Genomic DNA, 26,922 nt, shown 5'->3' on the forward strand with positions numbered 1-26,922 from the left:
TCAAATTCCTCCTTCATAAATCTTTTTGCTTAAATAGCGTTCGCTGCTATCGGCAAAAATCATCACAATGTTGGTTCCAGGTTGGGCAATTTTTGCTTCATCCAAGGCTGCATGAAGTGCTGCCCCTGATGAGCTCCCGACCAACAATCCTTCTTTTTGCGCCAATTCTTTGACGCGTTCAAACGCATCCACATCATACACTGTGTGGATGGAGTCGAAGTATGCTGCATCCATGTATCCTGGTAAAAATTCCATCCCGATGCCTTCAGTTTTATGTGGACCGGACTCGCCGCCGTTAAGAATCGAACCCTCGGGCTCCACGATGACCGTTTTCACATCGGGGTTCTTTTCTTTCATATATTTTGCTGTTCCCATGAATGTTCCACCAGTTCCAGCTCCCGCAACAAATACATTCACCTGTCCATCCAACTGCTTCCAAAGCTCAGGACCCAGTGTCTTGTAATAGGTTTCTGGATTGGCAGGGTTACCGAACTGCTGCGGACAATAGGAATTGGGTATTTCCTTGTTAAGCTCCTTCGCTTTCTCTATGGCACCCTTCATCCCGAGAGGTGTTGGCGTGTGAACAATCGTTGCACCAAGTGCCTTCATGAGTTCTTGTTTTTCCACACTGAACTTCTCCGGCATACATACCATCACCTTATAGCCGGTGCCGACTGCTGCTAGCGCAAGACCAATACCAGTATTACCAGCCGTTGGTTCAATAATCGTCCCGCCTTCTTTCAGCTTTCCGGAACGAACCGCATCTTCTAAAAGCTCTTTTCCTAATCGGTCTTTAATACTTCCGCCTGGATTATAAAATTCAAGCTTAGCAAAGAGGCGCACCCCTTGTGGCACCTCAAAATTAGTCAACTCCACGACAGGTGTATTGCCTATCAAGCCATGGACATTTTTAAAAACGTTCATCATTTATCCCCCCGCAGACATTACTTCCGTGTGTTAAGCGTTTTTCAGCTCACTCAGCATATTTTCAATTAACATGGAAGAATGCAATGCTGCTTTACTTAGGAATTGATCGAAACTGATATTGGATTCTTTTCCTGCGATGTCAGACAGTGCACGGATTACCACAAACGGTACTTCAAACGCATGACAAACTTGTGCAATTGCCGCCGCTTCCATTTCCGCAGCTTGCAGCTTGGGCATCTTTTCACGAACCGCTTCCACACGTACCGGATCATTCATAAAGGAATCCCCTGTTGCAATCAGTCCTTCCACAACCTGCATACCGCTCACATTTTCAGCCGCTTTTTTTGCTAAAGCCATAAGCTTTGCATCTGCTTCAAATGCTGCCGGCAAGCCCGGAACTTGTCCGTATTCATATCCAAAAGCCGTCACATCCACATCATGATGACGAACTTCCGTCGAAATAACAACATCTCCAACATTTAATGCTGGCGAGAACCCACCTGCAGATCCTGTATTAATAACTACTTCAGGCTTGAAACGTTCTAAAAGTAAAGACGTACTAAGCGCCGCATTTACTTTCCCAATCCCTGATTTTGAAAGAACAACATCCACGCCATTCAATGTTCCTGTATAATATTCACAACCTGCAACAGTTGTTGTTTCCATACCTTCAATCTTTTCACGCATGATGGTTACTTCTTCTTCCATTGCTCCGATAATTGCTACTTTCATTATGAAATCCCTCTTTTCTTAATATGAGCGGCAGGAACATCCACCTCTTTAGAAAAGAGAACATGTAATGCCCACCTGCTATTGTTTCGTCGCTTCCATTACCCAGACAAAATGATTAAATCGCTGGTACTCCACTTCAAATCCATGCTTTTCAAAAATAGCTGTCAGGACATCCAGTGTTGTATAGTATTCAGTCTTTAAATCATTAGCCAGATTTAAAAACGTGTGCTTTTCTGCCTGTTCAATTGTCGCTCTGTACGCCTCTTTATTTTCAAAGACCGTATCAGCAAATACTATTTTACCACCTTTATCAAGTAACTTTCCATAGTGCGCCACCGCTTCTTCCTTTTCTGCATCTGTCAGATGGTGAAACGCATACGTGCTGACAATGGATTGGATTGGTTCAGTTGGTATCGGAAAGCTTAGGAAGTCACCATCCTCAAGGCTGACCGTCTTTGGAAGCTTTTCGGCAGCTTTTTCGCGCATCGTTTTGGATGGCTCGATAGCAAAAACTTCATAGCCATTTTTCAGCAGTTCGTTTGTGAGGTTCCCGGTTCCTACACCAAATTCTACGACAGGGCTTAGTGCCTTAGAGGCCACATCCTTTAAGATATCATCATACCCACGGAAAACCTCTGCATATTCTTGATCCTTTCCGCTTACTGTCGCATCATAATAATTTGCCCAATCGTTAAACAGTTCGACGAATTCACGTCCCATAGATGATCACTCCACGAATAATTTATATAATTCCTATAAGCATAGTATGTTTTTAAAAATTAACTGTTCTCAATCTAACACATGTTTCTATTTTCTTCAATGAAAATGTTTGGTAGGATATACTTAGATAGTTGGTAGGAGTAGGGTTAGAGCAATTTCAAAAGGGCTACAAAACTACATGGCATAAACCCGACGAAAGGACTTGGAATTATGAACTTTGAATTTAGTTTGTTGGAAGATAAAGTGGAATTCTTTGAAGCACTTGATTTAAAGACGTTAGAGAAAAAAATAAATGAGCAAATTGATCATAATCGCGCCATTATGCTTGGGGTTCACTCCGTATCCCATCAAATGCATGTGGACGAGGAAGGCAGACGCTTTTATAGTGCGGTCGTGCATTTTAGGTTGAAGGGAAATAAATTCTGATACGTGTAACTTATAGGAAAATCAGTACGTCTAGTAAGTTGAGAAGGAGGCGTACTGAATGCGTGTATTAATCTCTATGTTGGGATTGGGGATTATTTTGTTGCTGACCGGATGCTCCGGAATGTCAGGGTCAGTTGATACGGAACGGATTACACCACCTGAAGCTGTTGTAATAGTTGATGAAGATACATATGAAACGGTGCGAGGTAGCTTCTGTTGGAGCAACAATCGTCAAGGAGTGTGTGAAGACCACTCCGGCTCTGTTGACCTTTTGGCAGATAAAGAACCAATAATAGTAGCGCCAGGAGAGGAAATAACAATCGATATTTTGGATGGACCGGAGCCTAGTGAATATTCAGTGGATTTTTCGTTGACTGATCAATATGAGAATATTGTTGTCTTGGCAGTTAACAACAAATTCATTGCACCAACAGAAGAGGGTCTATATTACTTCTCCTACTTTGCAAGGTGGAAAAATAAAGCATATGACGGAGATGCCTACTACGCATTTCTGATTGAAGTGGACGAAAGCGCTCGGGAGTGAGCGTTTTTTTGTATTATTTCTCTACAGGAAATATCTCCGACCTTTATAGTCCCCTTCGAATCTAAGGTTTAATGAGGATAAGTATTTGGAAGTAGCTGTTGGAGAAGGTAGTTGAAGAAACCACCGTATTTCTTTATTTGTGACTATATTCCCTATCAACAATTTATGATCAGAAAGTGCTTCTAGATGTGAGACTTTAGAACAATCTCCACATTTAAAGCAATGCCATGTTGATCTCTTTTTTTGCATTGGGACACATTTACAAGAAGTACAGATTACCCCAAGTATTAGCTCATGGGGTTCAATATTATAATAGGAAAGAAGATTAAACTTATCAGGAGTATGCTTTTTTATCATCAGTTTTGAGAGTTTTAGGAGATCTTTCTTACTTAGTTGTTCGTGCCTATGATTACTGTTAATCTCTTGTATTCTGTTTGGAAGGTTCGTATGAAAAGTAACTTTTTTTAGAATAGAGGGTGTAGTCTTGATAAGAGTGGTATTAGTATGAGTTAAAGCGATGAGACTTGCGATTGGTATCGGAGGGAAATTGTGTTTCTCTAGCCAAAGTCCAAGCTGAAGCCTTTGACGTGCCGTTTGAGAAATCGGATCGCTTAATTTTTCTAATCCTCCATTTTCAGGTAAGTGTCTTATTAGTTGATTTGCCTGCTGGTCAAACTCTAAAACTCCATTTATATACTTTGAATCAACTATAATGCAGTGTGTCTGTGAGAGAAGAACTGTGTCCATTTGAAAGAATCTACCTTTTGGATCTTCAAGCCTGAGACTATTTAATATAAAGTATTTGTCATCAGGGAGATAGGTTAAAAAGTAATCCATTGCATCTTCCCCTTTATGGCCGTAGAATAATCTACCATGTTCTTTTTCTATTAGTGAGTATTTAGGATGATTTTTTGGGACTCTTCGCATTGCTGCTTCATGAGTTAGAAGTCTATGCGACTTTTCCCTTTGCTTTTTGATCATTTTCCACCTCCGCTTTTTCAATATTAAGTGTATTCTCTTCATCTTAGTTAATTTCCTGCACAAAAGTCATCTTTTTCTAAGCATTTGTTTTACGTGACCAATTCGAGAAATCTCGTTGAAAAGTTTATTTTCCAAACTCCTCATTTTATTTTCCGTTACGGAAATATACGAGCCGTAACGCACGATTTATTTTCCGTTTTTCAAAAATACGAGCCGATACATGACATTTACGAGCAGTTCGACAAAATACCCCAACATCCGACACCCGCGATACCCCTGTTTCGCCGCTTCCGCCCCCGCCCCCCCAACGCTAAACCACTCCCCCACCAAAAGCCCTTCAACACTTCAATCCCTTGACCTTGCACCCAAGTTCAAGCCCACAAAAAAAGACCCACCCCCAATGGGATAAGTCCGCCACCTTTATGAAAAATCACATACTTACAACGCCTTAACCTGCTCCACCTTTGTAGGTTTCCAACCTTTGTTGGTTACCCACTCCAAATAGACTTTGAAGTTCTCACCGGTGGATTTGTTTTTGATAGACGCTACAGATAAGTGTTCGCTGCCGCCATTACCCAGGAAGTACAATGTGTAATCCCCACTGTTTAAACGGGTAGCTGCCTCCACGGCTTTTAACTTTTCATTCCAGTCTACATGACCTTCTTCATAAACGGAAGTATGAGGTTCAGATTGAGAAGTTCCTACTGGTCCCCAACCAGGATTGGTCATCGTTTTAATAACATTTGGGTCATCGGAGTTTTCGGAAACCTCTGTCTCAGAATCGTCAGCTTCTTCGGATTCTTCCTCTTTTTCCTTTTCCTCTTTCTCCTTTTCTTTCTCAGCAGATTCTTCCGCTTCCTCAGATTCTGCTTCAGCTTCTTCCTCGTCAGTTGGAGCAGCTTCCTCGGATTCTTGCTCTGCTTCGTTCTCTTCTGTTTCACTTAATTCCTGTTCTCCTGTAGCCAGCTGATTTTCGTTATCTGTAGCTGGGTCATTCTTTCCGAAGAACAAGGAAGAAGCAAGAACGATGATAAATATAAATACAACACCAATCAGGATATTCAAGATCATGTTTGTTTTTTTACGCTTGGTTGTTCGGCCGTAACGTGAGCCACCTTTGTTAAAGTCTAAAGACACGACAGTCCCTCCTAGTCAAAGCCAAATATAGTATAATTACAATAGCTTATTGTACCATCAATACTATAAAAAGCACAGTGAAAAGGATTGCCATTATCTTTCTTGGTTTTCCCAGTTGTATATTTCTTCGACCATTTTGGAATACACAGATGAGACATTGTTCTCATCAACCACGTCTAATTCAACCATAACCATGGCATATTTAGGGCTTTTGATTGGAAAATAACCTGCAAACCACCTATTGTCCAGTTCCCGCCCGTCTTCTGTAAATTTGCCCGTCTGAGCCGTACCGCTTTTTCCTGCAACTTCGTAAGAGAGGCCGTTCATCCTCCAACCTGTCCCTGTTTCCCCTGCCACTACTTCTCTAAGCAAGTGCTGGAGTTGCATAACGGTATAGGATGATAGTTTCTCAACATCTCTATCATGGTCAGGAAAAGAAAACAATGTTGTTCCGTTTTTGTAAAGGATGTCACTTACAAGCTTCACTTCCTTAGATTCTCCACCACGCGCTATTGTTGCCATCATATTTGCCACGGCGAGCGGAGTCACCTTGACATCTTTTTGTCCAATAGATGTCTGGGCAACCGCGAGGGGAACTCCTTTATCTTCGTTGCTATCCCAAACCACATTCTCTTTTTCACGAGGGATTTGCACAAATTCATCAAAACCGAACATATCCCCCTTCCATCCAACGGTTCCTGTTAGTCCCAACATTGTTGCATACTTATCTAATGCATCTTTATCTTTTTCCACCAACAGCTTTCCAATCTCACCAAAAGTGTAGTTACAACTTTGGGCAAAGCTTTCTTCAAGGTTAAGACTCCCTTTACGATCTTTTTCTTCTTGAAGTAGTTCCCCCCTAATATCCAAATCACAATTAAACACCGTTTCATTATCCACTACGTTCTCCTCAATCGCCGCTGCCGTCACGACAGTTTTGAATACTGAGCCTGGAAAATGAGGTTCTAGCATGAAGTTATGTGCACCCGCTCCAACCAAAGGATTTTTTGGATCAAGCGATGGTTTTGACACCAATGCAACCACTTCATTTGTCTCAATATCAATAACTACAAGCCCGCCCTTTTTCACTTGGTATTCATTGAGCGTTTTTTCCGCCAGCTGCTGAATGTTCTTGTCAAGGGTTGTTTGGACAGATAGAGGATAATAGGGATTGGACGGAGACATATACCGGACATCGATTCCAAATAACGGTCCGCCAAAACGATCCACATGATAGAGTAATTTTGTAGAGCCTTCAGGAAGGATGATTTCATCAAATGCCTCTTCTAAGCCGGAGACTCCGATTGGCGTATGCGGGGAATAATTTTCTTTCTCCACCTTGTCGGCATAACGCTTCATAAAGGTCTCAGCTTCCTCACCAGTCACACCAATAACGTGTTCTGCCGTTTTTTCATCGAGTTCAAACTGGCGATACAGTGCGACTATCCCTGGATATTCAAGGTCATTAATTTTTTCCATTTTCTCATCAGTTAGACTTTCTGATAAAACGACTGGTTTTTCCGCATCAGCAAGCAGGCTGTCAATCTCGGATGCATTCATCTCCAAAATACCAGCTAGTTCATCTTTGGGCCAATCGAGGCCATTTAGGAAAGGGAATAAGATAACACTTGGAAAATAATCGTGAGTTAACGGCAGCCCATTACGGTCGATGAATCTGCCACGGCCTTCATCGATTACAAGAGACTGCGTTCGTTGTTTGACGCTTGCTTCAATTAGATTTATATGTTGATCGGTAAAGGATTCTGTGCTGATTAGCTGCACTTGAACAAGCCTTCCGATAAGCATGCTTAAGAGCAGCACGACACAGATTCCGAGTTTATTGATTCTCCCTTTGATTAACCGTTGCATAAAAAAACACCTCATCAACATTGTTGACGAGGTGTGTTCTTTTTAATCAAAAGCTGTTCTCTAGTTGATTTGTGTAATTGGCTTCATAGAATAAACGTTACTTTGCGCTACAGGCACTCGCTTTCCGCGGGGCAGTGCTTGAGCCTCCTCACAACGCTTCAGGGGTCCCAAGTCTACCGCTACCTCCCGCCGGAGTCGAGTGCCTTACGCTACAATCCACTTGTCCGTCTAATTTTATTATACCAACGAATCTTTAAAGATCAGCTTTTAAAAGTCTTACTTTACAGAAACAATCTTCACGTTCATTTCTCCGCCTGGAGTTTGGATGGTTACTTCATCGTTTACACGCTTACCCATTAGGGAGCTTCCCATTGGGGATTCGTTAGAGATGTTACCTTCGAACGGATCAGCCTCTGCGCTACCTACGATTGTGTATGTTTCTTCTTCGCCGTCTGGTAGCTCAACAAATGTTACCGTTTTACCAAGGCCGACTGCGTCTGTATCCTTATCTTCTTGGATGATTTTTGCGTTGCGGACCATTTGCTCAAGTAGGGTGATGCGTCCTTCTACGAATGCTTGCTCTTCTTTTGCAGAATCGTACTCAGAGTTCTCAGAAAGATCTCCGAAGCTACGTGCTATCTTAATCCGTTCCACTACTTCTTTACGTCTTACAGATTTTAAGTGCTCTAATTCTTGTACAAGCTTGTCTTTCCCAGCTTGTGTCATTGGATATACTTTCTCTTGTGCCATGACTTTTCACTCCTTCTAGTAATTGCATTCCCCAATTTACGTTGTATCTTTATGGCAATATGGTTCAAAGCCTATGTAAATGTGGAAAAAGATGTACCCATTAAATGGAATACATCGTCGCTCCTTCCACAATTGGAAAATTCTCTAGCTTATCATATGTTATTACAAAATCTCTTTTTGTTCAAGAATTGTTTGAATTTTTGTTACCATCAGGTCGATTGCAACGTGATTTTGTCCACCTTCAGGGATGATAATATCCGCATATCTCTTTGTTGGTTCGATAAATTGATTATGCATTGGACGAACTACAGTTACATATTGTTCAATGACAGAATCTATGGTACGTCCTCGTTCCTTGATGTCACGCAGCATACGACGGATGATGCGCAAGTCTGCATCTGTGTCTACAAAAAGCTTTATATCCATTAAGTTACGCAAACGTTCGTCTTCTAATACCAAAATTCCTTCTACAATGATAACATCTTTTGGTTCCACTTCAATTACTTGAGATGATCTTGTATGAATGGTGTAATCGTAGACAGGTTTATTTACTGTATCATAGTTTAATAAATGCTGAATGTGTTCAATCAATAAGTCGTTATCAAATGCCAAAGGATGGTCATAGTTAGTTTGTAGCCTTTCTTCCATCGGCACATCTGTTTGGTCTTTATAATAGTAATCCTGTTCTAGCATTAGGATGGACTTCTCTGTAAAATGATCAAAAATAGCTTTTGTTACACTCGTTTTTCCTGAGCCAGATCCTCCGGCTACACCGATTACGATCGGTTTTTTCCCCATGGTATTACTGCCCCTTTCGCATCATGTTGTTCGGATAAATCGGCTTTTCCACTTTGAATTTCACAATTTGTAATGGATGGCGGGCAGCATCTAGTTCATTGCCTTTTTCATCCCAAACCTTCTCTATTTTTTGTGTGAAGTTTTCAATTTCCGGACCGAAGAATTCCACTTCATCGCCTGGTTTAAAAAAGTTTCTTTGTTGCAAGGTCACCATTTGAGTTTCCTTATCATAGTCAAGTACCAGTCCAACAAAGTCAAAGTCTGTCTTCTTGCTATGGTTGCCAAACATTTGCTCTTTATACCCCGGAACACCTTCAAAGAAAGCAGGTGCTGTTTCCCGGTTTGCACATTTATCAAGCTCTTCCAGCCATTCTTGTTGGATCGTGAAGTTCTCAGGATCTGCACAATAAGCGTCGATTACTTTGCGGTACACACTTACTACTGTTGCTACATAATGAATGGATTTCATGCGGCCTTCAATTTTCAAGCTGTCGATTCCCAATTCAATCATTCTAGGAATGGATTCAATAAGCTTTAAATCTTTCGGACTCATGGCAAATGGTGCATCACCTTCAGCAAAAAGCGCCTTTTCTTTGCCACCATCCAATTCGTACAAATCGTAATCCCAACGACAAGACTGGCAGCAGCCTCCACGGTTAGAATCTCGTGCTGTCATATGATTACTTAGCGTACAGCGTCCAGAGTATGCGATACACATGGCACCGTGAATGAAGGTCTCAATTTCAATGTCAACTTTCTCTTTCATCTCACGAATTTCCTCTGCACTTGTTTCACGCGCAAGTACAACACGCTCCAAGCCTTCCTCTTTCCAAAACTGGACTGCTTTCCAGTTTGATAGAGATTGTTGAGTACTTAAGTGAACTTCAAGTTTAGGTGCCACTCTTCTGCAGGTTTCAATGATGAGTGGGTCAGCAACAATGATTCCATGAACCCCTGCCTCTTCAATGCCGCGAAGGTAATCATCAAGTCCGTCCATGTTTTCATTGTGTGCGAAGATATTGGTGGTTACATAGATTCTGGCGCCAAATTTTTCTGCAAATTGAACACCTTCCGCCATTTCTTCGAAGGTGAAATTTCCGGCATTGGAACGCAATCCATATTCTTGACCACCGATGAAAACGGCATCTGCACCATATTGAACAGCTATTTTTAATTTCTCCAGGTTACCTGCCGGTGCAAGTAATTCTGGCTTTTTAAAGATCACTCGTTTTCCATCAACTATCTTAGAAATCTTATCATTTATATAGGTTGTCATAAAAGGTTACCTCCTTTTCTTGTTAATAGACTGTTTCTTTAAAGAAGAATCCAGTATCTAGGGGACGGTGATCTTGTTGGAGCTCTTCCATTTCATTTAGCAGGTCCTCTTTGATGTCTTCATAGGCTTCTCTGTCATCTGCACAGAGGTCGATTGCTTTTCTGTATCTTTTTGTTACTTCTACTATATATTCAGGTGTTTGTAGTACACCGTCGATTTTGAAGCTGTCCACTTCTGCATCTATCATTTCTTCTAGTTCATCAATGATGCACATGTCGTTTGGACTCATGATGTGTGTGCCATTTTCATCTTCATAGACAGGATACTTATTACTTCTTTCTTTGTCATGAAGGATCATCGCCCGCTCTTTGCCTTTCTCCACTTCCATCTGTTTGCCTTGATATTCAAAATAGTGCCCAAGCAACGAACGTTTGGATTGGAACATACAGGTCATGCCATGGACTTGGACTTCTATTTCCACTTCTGCATTTTCCTTGATTTCAACAATGGCATCCATATTGATTTCTCGAGCCAACACGGCACGTTTAGAGCCTTTTCTGCCCCAATAATTACAGGTGTAGTAGTTGGTTGCAGTCGTTTCCGTATTCCAATGTAGCGGCATATTGGGAGCAACTTCTTTTGCTGCCATTAAAACAGCCGGGTCTCCGAAAATGACTGCATCTGCCCCTGCTTCATTCAAAAATTGAAGATAGTCGGATAATTCGTCCACTTTTTCATTATGAAAGAGTGCATTCATTGCCACATATACTTTTTTCCCGTGCTTATGGGCAAGTTCAATCGCCGCCTTCACTTCATCTTTTTTGAATTCACCAGCTAAGCGAAGTCCATAGCGTTCTTCTCCGACAACAAATGCATCTGCTCCTGCATCAATTAAATCCTTTAAATTTGTTAAGTTTAGTGGTGTCACTAATAACTCAGGTTTTTTCAACGTTCTTCACCTCTTTTTTTACTGATTGCAATTCCATCACCAACAGGTAAGATTGTGGAGATGTAGTCCGGATGTTCCATCAACCATCTATTGTATCTGTCAATTTTTTTTACTAGGTTTTTAATTCTTTTCGGTTCTATCGCTTCGTGGTCTTCTGCTACCTTCCCCCGGAAGAGGACATTATCGGTGATGATGATGCCTGCTTCATTTAAAAGGGTTTCATACATGGTAAAGAATCGCTCGTACTGCCCTTTTGCTGCATCAACAAATATGAAATCAAACGGCGCTTCTTTTTCCACTAGCTCAAATACTTCTAATGCATCTCCTAAAACAAGTTGGATTCTATCTTGAAGCCCCGCTTGTTCTATGTGCGATTTTGCTTGTAAGTATCTATGTTCATCACGCTCTATTGTCACAATGGTCACTTCCGGTAACGCTTGTGCCATTCTGATTGCGGAATAACCGATAGCTGCGCCTATCTCTAGGATCCTTTTTGGCGTGGAAAGCCTTAAGAGCTGAAGGAGTGTTTCCATTCCGACCAGGTCCATGATTGGGACATTTTCTTTTTCAGCAAGCTTTTCCATTTTGCTGACAAGTTCATTTCTAGAAGGAGTGAGATTATTCAAATAAGTAATTATTTTATTTTCATTGGCTTCCAACGGTGGACGCCTCCTTTAATCTTGCTAAAAACAAAGAAAATAGAGGTGACCTCGATGGAGGAACCCTCTTTAACGTTACAATTATTTTAGTTCAAAACAACTCGATATATTTTACCACAAAGAAAAAGGGAATGCGAATTAATTTCGCACTTCCCAATACTTTACGACCTATCCATTGTCCTGACTTGAGATATGTTCATTTTTGTCAATATTATGTTCTTCCAACGTTTCGTTGAATAGCACTTCACCATCAGGTGTGGCCAAGAAGTAATAATACTCCGTTTCAGCAGGTTTCAATGCAGCTTGAATGGATGATAAACCTGCATTGGCAATTGGTCCCGGTGGCAGGCCTTGATGCTTATACGTATTGTATGGTGAATCCACTTCAAGATGCTCATACAACGTTCGCTCTTTATGTTCACCAAGCGCGTATAACACAGTTGGATCTGTTTGAAGTGGCATTCCTACATTAAGGCGGTTATAGAATACACTTGAAATGCTTTCACGATCTGTTTGCATAGTTGCCTCCGCTTCTATCAAACTTGCCATCGTAAGCAATTCATGAGGTGTTAACTCTCTATTTCCCATACCTACTCGAACTGCATCATCCTGAAGAACCTCGTTTGTCTTTTGAAGCATAACATCAATAACTTCTTCTGCCGTAGGATTTTCTACATAGAAAGGATAGGTTGCAGGGAACAGATAGCCCTCCAAGGCATATTTTACGTCTTCGTCAAACATTTCATCGGTAATGACTTTTGGATATTTCTTCCTCATCTTATCAAGAAATTCTTTGTCATTTGCTTTTTCCAGAAACTCTTTTTCTGAAAGTCCCATTCTATTTTCAAGGATTACAGCAATTTGCTCCAATTGACGTCCCTCAGGAATAGTAATTTGAAATACCACTTCTTGTTGAACTCGTCCTTCTTTTAAGTGACCGATAATTTCATCCAAGTTCATAGAAGGACTTAACTCGTATTCTCCAGCCATGAATCCTGATTCATTCTTAAACTTTACATAATAACGAAATACTTTCCCATTATTTATGATACCATTTTCCTCTAAAATGCGACCAATCGATGTCGGGGACGATCCTATCGGAATTTCCACCTTTTCGGTTTTGGTATCTTCCTCATTCACAGGCTGCAATGCATTTTTTATATAAAAATAACCGCCGCCAATAACTCCAGTAAGGGCTAGCATGAGTATGACAAATACTGTAAAGACAATGCGACGCACAATCTTTGCTTCAAAATGTTTTTCCTTCAATTTTTCTTGAATATAGTCTTTATTATTTTTTTCAGACAAAAAAATACCCCCTCTCGTACACCTAACAATTATACAACAAATTCTTTATTTTTTTGACAAAAAAGCGTGTATTTTCTCTTTTCCGACACATTCCCACATCATATTTTACCATTTATTTCGCGATAATCATTACTTTTTTCCTAAATATTTTGAATTTATTAGGGTGTTTTTCTTACAGTCATCTAGTAGTTTTACCATTTTCAATCAGAATAAAGGGTATGGTAAAATTAATTTGGAGGTAGAATATGAAACTTACACTATACACGGACTACTCATTGAGAGTTCTATTATATTTAGCAAGTGCACCTGATAACAACAAACTCATTCAAATTAAAGAGATAGCGCAAGCATATGGTATTTCAAAAAATCACCTTATGAAAGTAACCTTTCATCTTGGAAAGCTAGGGTATGTGGAGACGATTCGTGGCCGAAATGGGGGTTTGATGTTAGCACAGGAACCCAAGGAAGTGAATATTGGTGAACTCGTGCGGCAAACAGAAGAGGATTTTCATATTGTGGAATGTTTTCAAGATCATGCTTCCTGTGTGATATCACCTCACTGTAAGCTAAAAGGGGTGTTATACCAAGCGACACAAGCCTTTATTTCCGTTTTGGATCAATATAGTTTAGAGGATTTGATTATCAATAAAGAGCAATTAACCACTCTATTGTTTTCAGATATAGAAAGCACGGACGGCCAAAAAAAAGAGAGCAAACAGGAATAGCCTGCTTGCTCTTTTTTTCTTACTCTTCTTCTTCTGCCAAGAATGTGTTCAGCATTTCTTCAATCATGTCCCACTCTTCATCCGTTTCAACCGGTTGAAGGTCGCCGCCTTCTTCTGATTCGCTAGGAACGAAGCTTGATGCATGGATTTCAATATCATCCTGATCATCATTTTCTGCGCCTACTGGATAATAAAGTACGTAGGATTTTCCAAATTCCTCCGAATCAAATGTGAAAAGCACCTCACATAATTGCTCATTTCCGTTTTCGTCTACTACTGTGATATTTTGTTCTCCGTGTTCCATTATGCTCACCTCTAATTTATTGTTGGCTGTCGAGGTATCCTTGTAAAATGACAACTGCAGCCATCTTGTCTATTACTTGCTTTCTTTTTTTTCTACTTACGTCAGCAGAAAGCAGAATTCTTTCTGCTGCTACAGTAGAAAGCCTTTCGTCCCAATAGATGATCGGAAGTCCCGTTTTGGCAGTCAACATTTCGCCATAATGCTTGCTGGCTTCTCCGCGTGGACCGATGGAACCGTTCATATTCTTGGGTAAGCCGATAACGACTTTTTCAGGCTTATATTCAGCGATGATCTGCTTCAATCGCTTAAAACCCAAGTTTTTTATTGCTTCATCAATTTTTATCGTTTCCAAGCCCTGTGCTGTCCATCCCATTTCATCACTGATGGCAACACCGACTGTTTTGGAACCGACGTCTAAGCCCAAAATGCGCATGTACTACTCCTTGCGGTGCTGTTCTAGGTAAGACTTCACTAATTCTTCAATTAGCTCGTCCCTTTCAATTTTCCGAATAAGCGTTCTTGCTTCTTTATGACGCGGAATGTATGCTGGGTCTCCAGATAGCAAGTAACCAACAATCTGGTTGATAGGGTTATAGCCTTTTTCCTGCAACGCTTCATAAACTGTTATTAATACGTCATCCACATTAGCTTCCAATGCATCTTCCGGAAAGTTAAACTTCATTGTTTTGTCAAAGGAGCTCATCATTTGCACCTCTCTCTTAGACTTCTTTTTTTCTAGGATCAGCTAAAACCGCTGTTGATTTCCGCCCCGAGCTTCGCTTTCCTAGGGGCTGACGTGAGCCTCCTCGGCTACGCTTGCGGGGTCTCCACCTAGCGCTATCTCCCTCAGGAGTCTTCGCTCAGTGTTTCAATCAACAGCTCTAATATCGCAATTTAACACGAAATTATTTTAACTTAGCCTTTTCTATCTGCTTGTAAATTGTTACCTATATTGTACACCAAATGTCGGCAATGTTAAACGGATTTTATCCAATCTTCAACAGATTGTAATGCAGAATCGACTTGTTCTGGGTTTTTTCCGCCTGCTTGTGCCATGTCAGGACGACCTCCGCCGCCGCCACCGCAACGTGTAGCCACTTCTTTAACAACCTTACCGGCATGGTAACCTTTTTCAATTAGATCTTTAGTTACCCCTGCAGAAATGTTTACTTTTCCATCTTGTACGCTTGCAAGTACTATGATACCAGAACCAAGCTTATTTTTTAAATCATCCACCATCGTACGCAGGTTGTTCATGTCGGTACCTGCTACCTTGCTCACAAGCATTGTTACGCCATTGACGTCCTTTGCTTTTGATGAAAGGTTGGATGCTTCTATGTTTCCAAGCTTAGAAGCCAAGGATTGATTCTCTCTTTGCAGCTCTTTCATATCGGATAAAAGAACGTCGATTCTTGTTCCTACTTCCTGTGGTTTCGTTTTAAGCTTAGCTGCTGCTTCTTTTAACAGCTGTACTTGATCATTTAATAGGCGATAAGCGCCTTCACCTGTCACAGCTTCCATACGGCGTGTTCCTGCTCCAATACCAGATTCAGAAACAATTTTGAATAGTCCGATCTCAGATGTGTTTGGAACATGACAACCACCGCAAAGCTCCAGGCTGTATTCACCAACCTGAACGACACGAACGATATCTCCGTACTTTTCACCAAACAATGCCATTGCACCCATTTCTTTTGCTTCAGTGATGGATTTGTTCTCAATGACAACATTGATGCTCGCCCAAATCTTTTCATTAACAATCGCTTCGATTTTCTCGATTTCCTCTTGTGTCACTTGACCAAAATGAGAGAAATCAAAACGAAGGCGGTCAGCCGTTACTTGAGATCCTGCTTGGTTTACATGAGTTCCCAGCACGTCTTTTAATGCTTGGTGCAAAATGTGTGTAGCTGTATGGTTCTTAATAATCTGCGCGCGGTTTTTCGCATGCACTTCTGCTTTGACAGCTTGTTCAGTTTTCAATACACCTTCTTCTACTACGATTGTGTGTAGGTTTTGTCCATTAGGAGCTTTTTGTACGTCCTTCACAAACCCTCTACCTGTTTCTGTAACGATATATCCATGGTCCGCGATCTGGCCGCCACTTTCTGCATAAAAAGGTGTTTCTGCTAACATTACTTGTACTTCTTCACCCGTTTGTGCATCAATAGCAAGCTCACCATTTTTTACGATGACTGAAAGCATTGTATCTGCACTCAGCTGGTTGTATCCTATAAAGCTGCTTTCATTACGGATTTCTCCTAGCACACCAGATTGAACTTGCATGGAACTGGAGTCTTGACGCGCAGAACGAGCACGGTCACGCTGCATTTCCATTTCTTTTTCGAATCCTTCGTGATCAAGCGTCATGCCCTGTTCTTCTACATATTCCTCTGTCAGTTCTACAGGGAACCCGTACGTATCATACAGTCGGAATGCGTCTGCACCAGAAACAACTGTACTTCCATTCTCTTTAGCTTTTGCAATGACAGTGGAAAGGATCGCCAAACCATCATTCAATGTTTCGTGGAAACGCTCTTCTTCGGTTTTCACTACACGCTGGATAAAATCTTGTTTTTCTTTAACCTCCGGGTAGAAATCGACCATGATTTCCGCTACAACCGGTACAAGTTCATACATGAATGGACGGTTGATGCCGAGTTGCTTAGCGTAACGCACTGCTCTTCTTAAAAGACGGCGGAGTACATAGCCGCGTCCTTCATTAGAAGGCAGGGCACCATCACCAACTGCAAATGTCACGGTACGAATATGGTCTGCGATAACTTTGAATGCCGTATCTTTTTCTGCGTTAGTGCGGTATTTTTCACCTGACACATTTTCAGTCGCTTCGATGATTGGAATGAAAAGGTCGGTATCAAAGTTTGTAGGCACATCTTGAATAACGGAAACCATACGCTCAAGCCCCATACCTGTATCAATGTTTTTCTTTGGAAGCGGTGTGTAAGTATGGTCTGGATTGTGGTTAAACTCAGAGAATACAAGGTTCCAAATTTCAAGGTAGCGTTCGTTTTCTCCACCTGGATATAGTTCTGGGTCATTTAAGTCGTTCCCATAACTTTCACCACGGTCATAGAAAATTTCTGTATTTGGTCCACTTGGACCTTCACCGATATCCCAGAAGTTACCCTCTAAGCGGATGATTCTCTCAGCAGGTATACCAATTACTTCATTCCAGTAGTTGTAAGCTTCTTCGTCTTCTGGATGAATGGTAACGGATAGTTTTTCAGGATCAAAGCCAATCCATTTTTCACTTGTAAGGAACTCCCAAGCCCAGTCGATTGCTTCTTTTTTGAAGTACTCACCGATGGAGAAGTTACCAAGCATTTCGAAAAAAGTATGGTGACGTGCCGTTTTACCTACGTTTTCAATATCGTTGGTACGGATTGATTTTTGCGCATTACAAATACGCGGATTTGCCGGAATGACACGGCCATCGAAGTATTTTTTCAGGGTTGCTACGCCACTGTTGATCCATAGTAGGGATGGGTCTTCGTGTGGGACAAGGGATGCGCTTGGCTCTACAGAATGTCCTTTTTCTTTGAAGAAGTCTAGGAACATTTGTCGTACTTGAGCGGATGTTAGATGTTTCATTAGATTTTCCTCCTTTAGATGCTACTGTTTAAACTCCTGTTTCCCTTCGTTCCAGGTGGTCGCTTATCCAGAGGGCGGTGCTGGAGCCTCCTCGCTGCGCTGAAGGCCACTGAAAAAGTCTTGGATTAAGATATTGTTCAGACACCGCTGCGGATTTCCGCAAATGGCTTCGCTTTCCTAGGGGCGCCGCTGGAGCCTCCTCGGCAAGCCTGCGGGGTCTCCACCTAGCACTATCTCCCTCAGGACAAGGAGGGCTTCGGCAGCGATTCATCGCACGAAGAAAATGCGTAGCATTTTCGAGGAGTCTTCGCCTTTTGCTCCAATCCACAGCTCGAAATTACCAAATACAATATCATATCAGTTTTACCGTGACCTCCAGCGGGGTCTCAAGTCTACCGCTACCTCCCGCCGGAGTCGACCACCTTGCACTTCAGTCAACAGGGAAATTTGAAGAAAACAAAAAACTCCCGTCCCTAATAACAGGGACGAGAGTGTTCTCGCGGTACCACCCTGATTATGACAGAATAACTCTGTCATCTCTCAGATTGCTTTAACGGTGCATGCCGGCAGGATTTTACCCTGCTCTCCGGATTAGCTTTCCATTACCCTTCACCCTGGAATTCTTGCAGCCGTGGAATTCCTCTCTATGGGAGCATTTGCTCGTCAGGATGGTCTGTAACGTACTTAGATCCTTCTTTGAATTAGTTTATGTAGCTAGTATGCTTCGATTATATGCAACAGAAAGAAAGTTGTCAATGTTTGATGAAATGAGCGGTAAGATGAGTTAGAGTGACTTTCATCACAGCGAATATTGGTACTGCCAAAATTAATCCTACCACCCCTGCAACCTCTCCGCCTATCAATAGCGCCAAAATGATGAACACAGGGTGAATATGGAGACTTTTGCCCACAATCAATGGCGATAAGATATTCCCCTCTATAAACTGCAGACCAAATATGATGATGATGACTAGAAAGACCATCTTTACAGAAACCGTCGCAGCGATGATTATTGCCGGAAAGGCTCCAATAATCGGGCCAAAATAAGGAATGATGTTAGTAATTCCTATTATTACACCGAGTACGAGAGGATATTTCATGCCAGCTAACCAGAGGCTGGCGGTTGCCAATATGCCTATTATCAAACAAACCGTCAACTGTCCTCTTATATAACTACCCAGTGAAATGTCTACGTCCTTTAAGAAGGCGATTCCTGGCTCCCTCCATTTTCGGGGCGTCAAGTACCAGACCGTTTTTTTCACCTGGTCATAGTCCTTTAACAGATAAAACACGATAAAAGGAATGACAATCAAAATAAAAAAGGAGTTCAACAAACCTTTTAATCCGGCTACAACTTTTGTAAGGAGATTTGTAAGCATTGCTTCAAATTCACTAAAGGTCTGATCTACCCTATCGTGAATTCCATCCGGCCAACCAGATGTAGAACTATGAATCTGCTTGATCCAACCGCTGTATGTTTCGGCTAATCGGGGAAAGTTGTCTGATAGCTCCCAAAGTTGATCAATAATAACTGGTATCCCTTTGTAGCCTATGAGACCGATTCCACCAAAAAATAAAAGATAGATGATGAGAATAGCAATCGGTCTAGGCATCCCTCTGTTATGTGTGTACTCTACAACAGGATGCAATAGGTATGTAATGAAAATACTGATAAAAAACGGGATACTAATAATGAACAGAACCCTCAAAACAGGCGCCCACAGTGGACTCAGTTTCATAAACACATACAAAATAATCATAACGAGTAGAAGTGTACCTAGGCGTAACAGCCATTTCTTCTGATTTTCCAAGAGAAACGCCTCCTACTCGTTATTCTCTATTTAGTTATCAAGATTTATACAGGCCTTTTACTTCAACTCTGAAATGGAGTCGGTCACTGTTTTAATGATAAATTGCAGGTCTTCATCACTGAGGGACAGCGGCGGTGACAAAGTAAGAACATTATTAAACCCTGCGACAGTAGCCCCGTTTTTCCCCACTATTAAGCCTTTCTTTTTACAAGAGGCAATTACCCCGTTTATTTTATCTATTTCAATTGGGTCTTTTGTTTCCTTGTTTTTAACAAGCTCCAATCCTACTAGGAGCCCTTTTCCTCGAACATCCCCAACAGAGGGATGGTCAGATAGACGGGATTTTAGTTCACTTAATAAAACTGCACCTTTTTCTGCAGAGCGCTCTATGAGCTTTTCATTCTCCATTATTTCAAGGTTTTTCAGTGCCAAGGCACATGAAGCGGGACTTCCGCCAAAAGTATTAACATGCCGCAAGTAGTCGTACTCTTCAGATCCTTTGAATTGGTCATAGATCTCTTTCTTTACAGCAGTTGCTGAAAGCGGCAAATAGGCACTTGTGATACCTTTGGCCATGGTGATGATGTCAGGTGTCACGCCATAATTCATGAATCCAAATGGCTTTCCGGTTCTCCCAAAACCGCAGATCACTTCATCTACTATTAAGAGGGCACCATGCTTTTTACATATTTCAGATACTGCTCCCATATAGGTGTCTGGCGGAGTAAGGATCCCTCCCCCTGTAATGATGGGTTCCATGATCATCGCAGCAATGGTTTCACTAAGCTCCCAAGTCATTACTTGATCTACATCTTTCACGCATCTCATACTCATAGGGTCAGCTGTTTGGGCATCTTCCATTCTATATGTGTCAGGAGGCGGGATGTGAACAAATCCTGGAGCGAGTGGTTCATATTTATATTTTCGTTGTGCCTGGCCTGTTGCTGCTAGGGATCCCATTGTGTTTCCGTGATAGGAACGGTATCTGGAAACAATTTTATACCGGTTGCTATCACCACGTTGGGCATGATACTGCCTTGCAATTTTGAAGGCTGTTTCATTCGCTTCCGATCCACTGTTGGAAAAGAAAATGACATATTCTTCTCCAAGCCACTCGTTTAGCTTTTCGGCAAGTTTAATGGCTGGGACGTGACTTTGTGTTAGTGGAAAATAAGCCAGTTCTTTCAGCTGTTCGTATGCCGCTTCTGCAAGTTCCGTTCTGCCGTAGCCGACGTTGACACACCAGAGTCCTGACATACCATCCAAATAGCGATTTCCATCAATATCCGTAATCCAAGCGCCTTTGGCTTCTTTTACAACCATGGTGGATGACGGGCTATAGGGTTTCATGGAGTGCCAAAGATAGCGATCATCTTGAGCCAATAAGTTTTGTTCTTGCGTTTGATTTATTTTAGCCAACGAAAACACCCTTTCTATGTGAGAAGCATTGCTAACCATTCACACTTAGGAACCTTTAAAACACCGCTGGTGATTTCCGCAAATGGCTTCGCTTTCCTAGGGGCTGACGAGAGCCTCCTCGGCAAGTCTGCGGTGTCTCCACCTAGCGCTATCTCCCTTAGGAGTCTTCGCCTTTTGGTTTAATCACCAGCTAGAAATCATCTCTATACTCTACAGCTTATTTTAAAAATCGAATCTTGATGTGATCATTTTTTTGCGGGTGAAGAAGTTGACACCGTCTTTTCCGTTTACGTGAAGATCGCCGTAGAAGGAATCTTTCCAGCCGGAGAATGGGAAAAATGCCATCGTTGCAGGAACTCCTACATTGACACCAATCATTCCTGCATCCGCTTCTTCCCTGAACTGCCTAACCGCCTTAGCATCTTTTGTGTAGATGGTTGCGCCATTGCCGAATCGGGATTTCTCGATATGAGCAAGCGCCTCGTCAAGGTCTTTTGCACGCAATAGGCTAAGAACAGGGGCAAAAATCTCTTCCTTGGCAATCGTCATTTCAGGGGTAACATGATCAAAAATGGTCGGTCCGAGATAATGGCCTTCTGGCATTTCATCCATTTCTTTACGGCCATCACGAATCAGAGACGCTCCCTCGGAAACTCCTTGTTTTATATAGCCTAGTACTTTTTCACGATGGCTTTCCCTAATAACAGGGGTCAACAATACGTCTTCATCCATACCGTTTCCGATTGTCAGGGAGTTTGCTTTGTTTTTCAGTTCCTCAACAAATTGATCGTTATTTCCTACTACTACAACGGCACTGCATGCCATGCAGCGCTGTCCCGCACTTCCAAAAGCAGATGTCAAAATATGCTGTGCAGCTTTTTCTATATTGGCATCCGGCATCACGACATGATGGTTTTTAGCTCCAGAAAGAGCCTGGACCCTCTTGCCATTTTTCGCGGCTGTCTCATACACATATTTTGCTACAGGCTGAGAACCGACAAAGGATATCGCTTTAACATCCTCATGATTTAGCAAACCATTAACCACATCATGTGCACCGTGGACAATGTTTAACACCCCGTCCGGGGCTCCTGCTTCTGTAAACAGCTCCACTAAACGATTGGCAAGCATCGGCGTCCGTTCAGAAGGTTTTAGGACAAACGTATTTCCGCATGCGATAGCGAGCGGGAACATCCATAGTGGAACCATCATTGGGAAGTTGAAAGGAGTAATCCCCCCTACCACTCCAAGTGGATATCTATACATGCTAGAATCAATATCTTCCGCAATATTTGATAAGGTTTCTCCCATCATCAATGTTGGAGCACCTGCTGCAAACTCTACACACTCCAACCCTCTTTGTACTTCACCATGTGCTTCCTTAAATGCTTTTCCGTTTTCAAGTACAATCAGCTTTGCAAGTTCGTCATGATTTTGTGTTAATAAGTGATGGTAGGCATACATAATGCGTGCACGTTTAGGCACGGGCATATCTTTCCATGTTTTAAAAGCAGTTTTGGCTGCCTTGACTGCCTCCGCTACATCTTCTTTGGTTGAGATCGGCACCTTTGCCAAACATTCCTTTGTAGCTGGGTTGATGACTTCCATTTGCTCTGAACCTTTGGAATCCACCCATTTTCCATCTATGAAATTTTGCAATACCCTCGTGTCTTTTGAAGTAATTGTCATGCTATGTCCTCCTCATCCTTTAATAGAATATTTAGAACTTATGACTATTATCTGACAAAATAGAAAGGCTTTCATTAGACAAAATGTAAAATGGATAAGGTTCCACTCCTGACATTTTGCCAAAAAAAAAGTTGGCTCCCTTAGGAAACCAACTTTGTCAGCATTTTAAAGACTATACGTTTTACTATCTCCGTCCAAATACGAATTGGTCGTATTCAAATATTCATACACCATTACCATAAATTCAATCACAAGTCTTTTTTCAGAAATCATGAAGTCTTCCCCCAGTAAGCTTTCTAATTTTTGAATCCTGTGATAGAGAGTCTGCCTAACAATATAAAGCTTACTTGCCGTCTCTTTTTTAGAACCATTGCAGGAGAGATAGATTTTTAATGTTTCTAGAAGCTTTCCGTTATGCTTTTGGTCGTAGGCAATGACAGGCTCCAAATATTCCATAACAAAATCACGAAGATCATGATGTTTTTGCATGAATGAGATCAACCGGTAAATGTGAAGATCCTCAAAAAAAGAGAAATATTCTTCTTTTAGCAGTTGTTCCTGGATTTGCATAGCCTCCCAGGAAGACTGATAGCTTTTGGAAAGTTGATCAAGTGGCAGCACATATTTCCCAACAGCAAAACGGAATGAATAATTCCCTTTGTTGTCTTTTTGTTTGTTGATAATATTTACTACTCCTTCTGTTAATCTATCCTTCCAGCCTCGTTCCTCCCTTTTGTTAATGAGAATGGCAGTTAGCGTATTTTTCATCTCTGTAAAGAATACCGAGAAGCCCTGTTGTTCAAAGATGGAGCGAAATAACAGGGTAAGATAAGTTTTATCAAGTGCGGGGGCCTGCTGGTTTTTCTTTTTACAAAGAAGTACCACTCCGCCTTTATGAAACATCGCATCATTTCGACCAAGGAAATCCCGAATGGATTCTTTGTGCTGGCCACCTTCAAGCCAGCTGCGGAGCCACTCGCTTTCTTCTAGTCTCCTTTTTTCTTCCACATACAACCCTCTTAATATATGCTGAGCTAGCGCAGTTATGGTTCGATCTAAAAGTAAATGATCAAACTCGCTCAATATGCGGTCTTGGGAAAAAATATGAATGACACCATGTTGCTTATCCAGTACCTGAACAGGCTCCATTAAGTATTTCTCTTTAACGGAATCCGATTTCATTGAACATATAATTTTTTTCCGCTCGTGAATTGGAACGTCAGGGATAAAGAATCTCTCACCAGTTTTATTTTCGTAAATAATTTGCGTTTCCAAGTGTTCTTGAAGATAGTGAAGTATTTCGAATTCGTGGGTAATGGTCAACAGTTTCTTGTTTAACGTTTGAGAGTAGCTTTCTAGTTGAGATATCATTTGATATTGTTGGTTAATCAACACAGAATGAATGTCTTGCGTAATATCTACAAATGACACTTCCTGATGAAAGAGAATGAGAGGGAATGCTCTGGCATTAGCTAGATTAATGATGTCCTGTGGGATGGAGGGGATATAGGCACCTTTTTCAATACATAATCCGGCTGCCTGACAATTTATGAGTTGCTGGACAAACGACTTGAATTTCTCTGTATTATTTCCAAAAGATACTCCGGTGGATAGAATAAGTTCTTGTCCATTCAACAGCTTTTCAATATTGGTTATTTCCACAACATGTACCCATTTCACTTGGCGGTGTATTCCTTGTTCGCCTGCTACTACCTCGGATGTTTCAAATTGTTTCCGCTTCATGATTTCCTGTAGAGACAACATGGTTTTCATGTATTCACCTCTTTGTTCAAGATGGATGATCCAATTATGTACGACTAGGTCCTAAAACGATACCTTTATTATAACGTAAGCAAAACGTATATTTAATTAAATATTCTGACAAAATTAAACAAAAGATGACATGTCGAGTGATTTTCAACATGTCATCTACTTTTTTACTTGGCTCTGTTAAAGCATACTATCGATTTTTGCAGCAACCTAGCTGTTGATTGTAGCAATAGGCGAAGACTCCTCGAAAATGCTACTCATTTTCTTCGTGCGATGTTTCGCTGTCGAAGCCTTCCTTATCCTGAGGGAGATAGCGTTTAGGGGAGACCCCGCAGGCGCTTTTCCGAGGAGGCTCCCCAAACGCCCCTAGGAAAGCGAAGCCTAGTGCGGAAATCAACAGCGGTGTTTAACAGATCGTTTTACTTAATTATTAATCGGAAAATATAGCTGTATCTCTTGGACCATTTCCTGAAATTCACCTTCATCGTTGAAATCGCTTGAATCCCAGTTCTCTAAAATCCAATTTACTAGTTCCTCAGGCGAATTAAAGAACTCTCCACTTGAATCTGCTTTACGAATAGTAAACCTGTTGTTATCCTCATCAATTGTTACTTCACAAGGGTAGGCGCTTTCTTTGCATTTCAGTTGATATTCCATAGAATTCTCCTTTCACGATGCAGTTTACCAAATTTTATTCCTAGCAAATTCAAACTATGAAGATTTCGTTAATTTTCTTGCCGTTGTTGTTGCTTGATCAAAAGTGATGCAAAGTACTTCCTTGAATCAGCATGTTTAATGTGCAGGGTCTCTTCTTGGGAAATCTCTTTCTTGCCATCGTTTCGTTCCAGAACAAGATAGGACCCTTCTAAGTTCTCTTCTACATCTTTAATACGAAACCCTTTATTGATGAAAAAGTCTATCTTTTCTTTTTCTGCTATATATTGTTGATAATCACTCAAAATATATTCCTCCTTACTAATTTAGCTCGAAAGCTCTTTTGGTTCCTCAAAAGTATCTGCATCCTCCAAAATCACCCAGTCTCTTCCAACTGTAATACCTAGGTACTTCTCATCATCCGGGTCTTCTATTTCAGCCTGCTGATACTTTTTAAAGTACCAATATTTTGCCAGGATGTAATATAATCCCCCACCAACAACAAAACCGACAATAAAGGAGTAGTTTGCAAGATAATAAGCTGCCGCTCCCCCTACAAACCAAGAAATAAATCCTGCTACATTGAAGCCATTTGTATACCTGAACTGCCCATTGTTCTCATAAAGATCATGAACATTCACACGGCGTTTTCTTAAAAGATAATAATCTGCAAACAGAATTCCCACAATTGCAGAAAGAATTCCACCGACAATCAATAAAACGGGAATCAATATTCCAAACAAGTTCCAGGGTTGAACAACAGAACCTACAATCCCCGCAATGACAACTCCAGCCCAGAACGGAACCTTAGGACCTCCGACATTTGAAAAGATGGTGGCAGCCGGGATAAGATTGGCTGAAGCATTGGTGGACCACTGAGCAAAAATGATCATCAATAACAAAACACCTAGAACAATACCGCTAGCTGCCTCCTGCAGTGCGACAACAGGATCATAGTTAGATACGGCAATATAAGAAACACCACCGATAGCTACCATGAAGGTTTGTGTAATTGGCAAGGCAATGACGCTTCCGACAATGCTGGATTTGTTCCGTTTTAACCAGTTCCGTTCATACTTAGGTGCTTTAATGAAACGTGAGATGGATGGAATATCCGCTGCCAATGTTGCCCAAAATCCCATGTTACTGAATATTACAATCAGGAATGCCGTCACTGCAGCACCACCTGTTACTGGACTTTCAATCCAAGACCAAACTTCCCGACCTTGTTCCAAAGCTCTGTCAGAAAGGGTGGTGTACATCCAGGCAGATATAATGATAATGATTGGTGCCGCAAGATCAGCAAAGCGCTCAACAGCTTTAATGCCAAGAGCGGTATTAAGTAATTGAACAGCTGCAAAAATGAGAAAACACACAAACCAGTTATCAAAGCCTGTCAGGGTAAAAAGTATGGCATTCATGGCGGTGGCTCCGAAATAGGTGTTTATACCAAACCAGAAAGATGCCGCCAAGCCACGGATGATGGAAGGGATATGTGTCCCTATCGTTCCGAATGGCGCCCTCATATAGACCGGGAATGATAGTCCGTGTTCAATTCCTATGTCTCCAGTTATGGTCATGAACAATCCGATGGCTACACTACCTATGATGGTAGCAAGTATGACCCAACCGAGGGATAAGCTTTGCACGCCTGCTCCTCCGATTGCAAATGCTGCAAGTACTACTGCCATGCCGACCCACATGACTGCAAAGCCTAGTGTGCCGATTTTTCTGTTTGAGTGAGAGATTGGCAGCAGGTCTGGCGATTTTAAGTAACTTTCATTCTTTTTCATCACAACACCCCATTAAAAAATTTAGATATCTATCAACTCATGCAAATCTCCGTTCCGGGTAATCGCTTTCCA

The 26,922-nt window shown here is 41.5% G+C and carries 26 protein-coding genes and 1 other annotated feature; of the genes, 3 read left to right on the forward strand and 23 right to left on the reverse strand.

What is annotated here, in order from left to right:
* The 3 genes from HC179_RS11560 to HC179_RS11570 all read right to left on the reverse strand — a co-directional run bounded on the left by HC179_RS11560 (position 1) and on the right by HC179_RS11570 (position 2,379).
* Positions 1–924, reverse strand: a complete 924-nt coding sequence (locus HC179_RS11560; protein ID WP_168864465.1) for a PLP-dependent cysteine synthase family protein — start codon at positions 922–924, stop codon at positions 1–3.
* 33 nt (positions 925–957) lie between these two features.
* Positions 958–1,659 carry a 5'-methylthioadenosine/S-adenosylhomocysteine nucleosidase gene (gene mtnN, locus HC179_RS11565; protein WP_168864441.1) on the reverse strand — a complete coding sequence of 234 codons (702 nt, stop codon included), beginning with the start codon at positions 1,657–1,659 and terminating at the stop codon, positions 958–960.
* 78 nt (positions 1,660–1,737) lie between these two features.
* Positions 1,738–2,379, reverse strand: a complete 642-nt coding sequence (locus tag HC179_RS11570; protein ID WP_168864442.1) for a class I SAM-dependent methyltransferase — start codon at positions 2,377–2,379, stop codon at positions 1,738–1,740.
* A 210-nt stretch (positions 2,380–2,589) separates the two neighbouring features.
* On the opposite strand from HC179_RS11570, the gene HC179_RS11575 reads away from it, so the two are divergent.
* Together HC179_RS11575 and HC179_RS11580 are read left to right on the forward strand one after the other, a co-directional pair.
* Positions 2,590–2,805 (forward strand): YrzA family protein, encoded by a 216-nt coding sequence (locus HC179_RS11575; protein ID WP_168864443.1) that lies wholly within the window; start codon positions 2,590–2,592, stop codon positions 2,803–2,805.
* Positions 2,806–2,863: 58 nt separating this feature from the next.
* On the forward strand, positions 2,864–3,349 hold the full coding sequence (locus HC179_RS11580) for a hypothetical protein (RefSeq protein ID WP_168864444.1): 486 nt from the start codon (positions 2,864–2,866) through the stop codon (positions 3,347–3,349).
* A gap of 21 nt (positions 3,350–3,370) precedes the next feature.
* Here the strand turns inward: HC179_RS11580 and HC179_RS11585 are convergent, their stop codons facing one another.
* The 9 genes from HC179_RS11585 to mltG all read right to left on the reverse strand — a co-directional run bounded on the left by HC179_RS11585 (position 3,371) and on the right by mltG (position 13,076).
* The gene (locus tag HC179_RS11585; RefSeq protein WP_168864445.1) at positions 3,371–4,330 is read right to left on the reverse strand and encodes a nuclease-related domain-containing protein; all 960 of its coding nucleotides are present in this window, start codon (positions 4,328–4,330) and stop codon (positions 3,371–3,373) included.
* A gap of 438 nt (positions 4,331–4,768) precedes the next feature.
* Complete coding sequence (locus tag HC179_RS21285; RefSeq protein WP_168864446.1) at positions 4,769–5,467, reverse strand: DUF1510 family protein; 699 nt, start codon at positions 5,465–5,467, stop codon at positions 4,769–4,771.
* 93 nt (positions 5,468–5,560) lie between these two features.
* Positions 5,561–7,336: a peptidoglycan D,D-transpeptidase FtsI family protein gene (locus HC179_RS11595; RefSeq protein ID WP_205825301.1), complete on the reverse strand. Its 1,776-nt coding sequence runs from the start codon at positions 7,334–7,336 to the stop codon at positions 5,561–5,563.
* 276 nt (positions 7,337–7,612) lie between these two features.
* Positions 7,613–8,086, reverse strand: coding sequence for a transcription elongation factor GreA (gene greA / locus HC179_RS11600; RefSeq protein WP_060665120.1), 474 nt, complete (start codon positions 8,084–8,086; stop codon positions 7,613–7,615).
* A gap of 162 nt (positions 8,087–8,248) precedes the next feature.
* Positions 8,249–8,884: a uridine kinase gene (gene udk / locus HC179_RS11605; protein ID WP_148987711.1), complete on the reverse strand. Its 636-nt coding sequence runs from the start codon at positions 8,882–8,884 to the stop codon at positions 8,249–8,251.
* 4 nt (positions 8,885–8,888) lie between these two features.
* Positions 8,889–10,160 (reverse strand): peptidase U32 family protein, encoded by a 1,272-nt coding sequence (locus HC179_RS11610; RefSeq protein WP_168864447.1) that lies wholly within the window; start codon positions 10,158–10,160, stop codon positions 8,889–8,891.
* 22 nt (positions 10,161–10,182) lie between these two features.
* Positions 10,183–11,109, reverse strand: coding sequence for a peptidase U32 family protein (locus HC179_RS11615; protein ID WP_168864448.1), 927 nt, complete (start codon positions 11,107–11,109; stop codon positions 10,183–10,185).
* Positions 11,106–11,768, reverse strand: coding sequence for an O-methyltransferase (locus tag HC179_RS11620; protein WP_168864449.1), 663 nt, complete (start codon positions 11,766–11,768; stop codon positions 11,106–11,108). Before HC179_RS11620 ends, HC179_RS11615 begins: the two co-directional genes overlap by 4 nt.
* Before the next feature lie 168 nt (positions 11,769–11,936).
* Positions 11,937–13,076: an endolytic transglycosylase MltG gene (mltG, locus tag HC179_RS11625; protein WP_168864450.1), complete on the reverse strand. Its 1,140-nt coding sequence runs from the start codon at positions 13,074–13,076 to the stop codon at positions 11,937–11,939.
* Positions 13,077–13,321: 245 nt separating this feature from the next.
* On the opposite strand from mltG, the gene HC179_RS11630 reads away from it, so the two are divergent.
* Positions 13,322–13,801, forward strand: coding sequence for an RrF2 family transcriptional regulator (locus HC179_RS11630; RefSeq protein ID WP_168864451.1), 480 nt, complete (start codon positions 13,322–13,324; stop codon positions 13,799–13,801).
* Positions 13,802–13,820: 19 nt separating this feature from the next.
* Here HC179_RS11630 and HC179_RS11635 read toward each other — a convergent pair whose 3' ends face one another.
* From HC179_RS11635 to HC179_RS11685, 11 genes are all read right to left on the reverse strand, one after another.
* Positions 13,821–14,105: a DUF1292 domain-containing protein gene (locus tag HC179_RS11635; RefSeq protein ID WP_010196082.1), complete on the reverse strand. Its 285-nt coding sequence runs from the start codon at positions 14,103–14,105 to the stop codon at positions 13,821–13,823.
* 16 nt (positions 14,106–14,121) lie between these two features.
* The gene (gene ruvX / locus HC179_RS11640; protein WP_148987718.1) at positions 14,122–14,538 is read right to left on the reverse strand and encodes a Holliday junction resolvase RuvX; all 417 of its coding nucleotides are present in this window, start codon (positions 14,536–14,538) and stop codon (positions 14,122–14,124) included.
* Positions 14,539–14,541: 3 nt separating this feature from the next.
* Complete coding sequence (locus tag HC179_RS11645) at positions 14,542–14,808, reverse strand: IreB family regulatory phosphoprotein (RefSeq protein ID WP_010196077.1); 267 nt, start codon at positions 14,806–14,808, stop codon at positions 14,542–14,544.
* Positions 14,809–15,080: 272 nt separating this feature from the next.
* Entirely contained in the window at positions 15,081–17,714 is a 2,634-nt protein-coding gene (gene alaS, locus HC179_RS11650) for an alanine--tRNA ligase (protein ID WP_168864452.1), read from the reverse strand.
* A 478-nt stretch (positions 17,715–18,192) separates the two neighbouring features.
* Positions 18,193–18,420: a binding site (T-box leader), on the reverse strand.
* Between the two features lie 46 nt (positions 18,421–18,466).
* Positions 18,467–19,525 (reverse strand): AI-2E family transporter, encoded by a 1,059-nt coding sequence (locus HC179_RS11655; protein ID WP_240948520.1) that lies wholly within the window; start codon positions 19,523–19,525, stop codon positions 18,467–18,469.
* A gap of 57 nt (positions 19,526–19,582) precedes the next feature.
* Complete coding sequence (locus HC179_RS11660; RefSeq protein WP_205825302.1) at positions 19,583–20,944, reverse strand: aspartate aminotransferase family protein; 1,362 nt, start codon at positions 20,942–20,944, stop codon at positions 19,583–19,585.
* A gap of 222 nt (positions 20,945–21,166) precedes the next feature.
* The gene (locus tag HC179_RS11665) at positions 21,167–22,633 is read right to left on the reverse strand and encodes a CoA-acylating methylmalonate-semialdehyde dehydrogenase (RefSeq protein WP_168864453.1); all 1,467 of its coding nucleotides are present in this window, start codon (positions 22,631–22,633) and stop codon (positions 21,167–21,169) included.
* Between the two features lie 165 nt (positions 22,634–22,798).
* Positions 22,799–24,406, reverse strand: coding sequence for a PucR family transcriptional regulator (locus tag HC179_RS11670; RefSeq protein ID WP_168864454.1), 1,608 nt, complete (start codon positions 24,404–24,406; stop codon positions 22,799–22,801).
* 420 nt (positions 24,407–24,826) lie between these two features.
* Positions 24,827–25,060: a hypothetical protein gene (locus tag HC179_RS11675; RefSeq protein WP_010196066.1), complete on the reverse strand. Its 234-nt coding sequence runs from the start codon at positions 25,058–25,060 to the stop codon at positions 24,827–24,829.
* A gap of 68 nt (positions 25,061–25,128) precedes the next feature.
* Positions 25,129–25,362: a hypothetical protein gene (locus HC179_RS11680; protein WP_168864455.1), complete on the reverse strand. Its 234-nt coding sequence runs from the start codon at positions 25,360–25,362 to the stop codon at positions 25,129–25,131.
* A 21-nt stretch (positions 25,363–25,383) separates the two neighbouring features.
* Complete coding sequence (locus HC179_RS11685) at positions 25,384–26,850, reverse strand: NCS1 family transporter (RefSeq protein WP_168864456.1); 1,467 nt, start codon at positions 26,848–26,850, stop codon at positions 25,384–25,386.
* Positions 26,851–26,922: the final 72 nt, after the last annotated feature.

The sequence above is a fragment of the Bacillus sp. RO1 genome, assembly GCF_012524115.1.
In the GTDB taxonomy this organism is placed as follows: Bacteria; Bacillota; Bacilli; order Bacillales; family Bacillaceae_I; genus Sutcliffiella_A.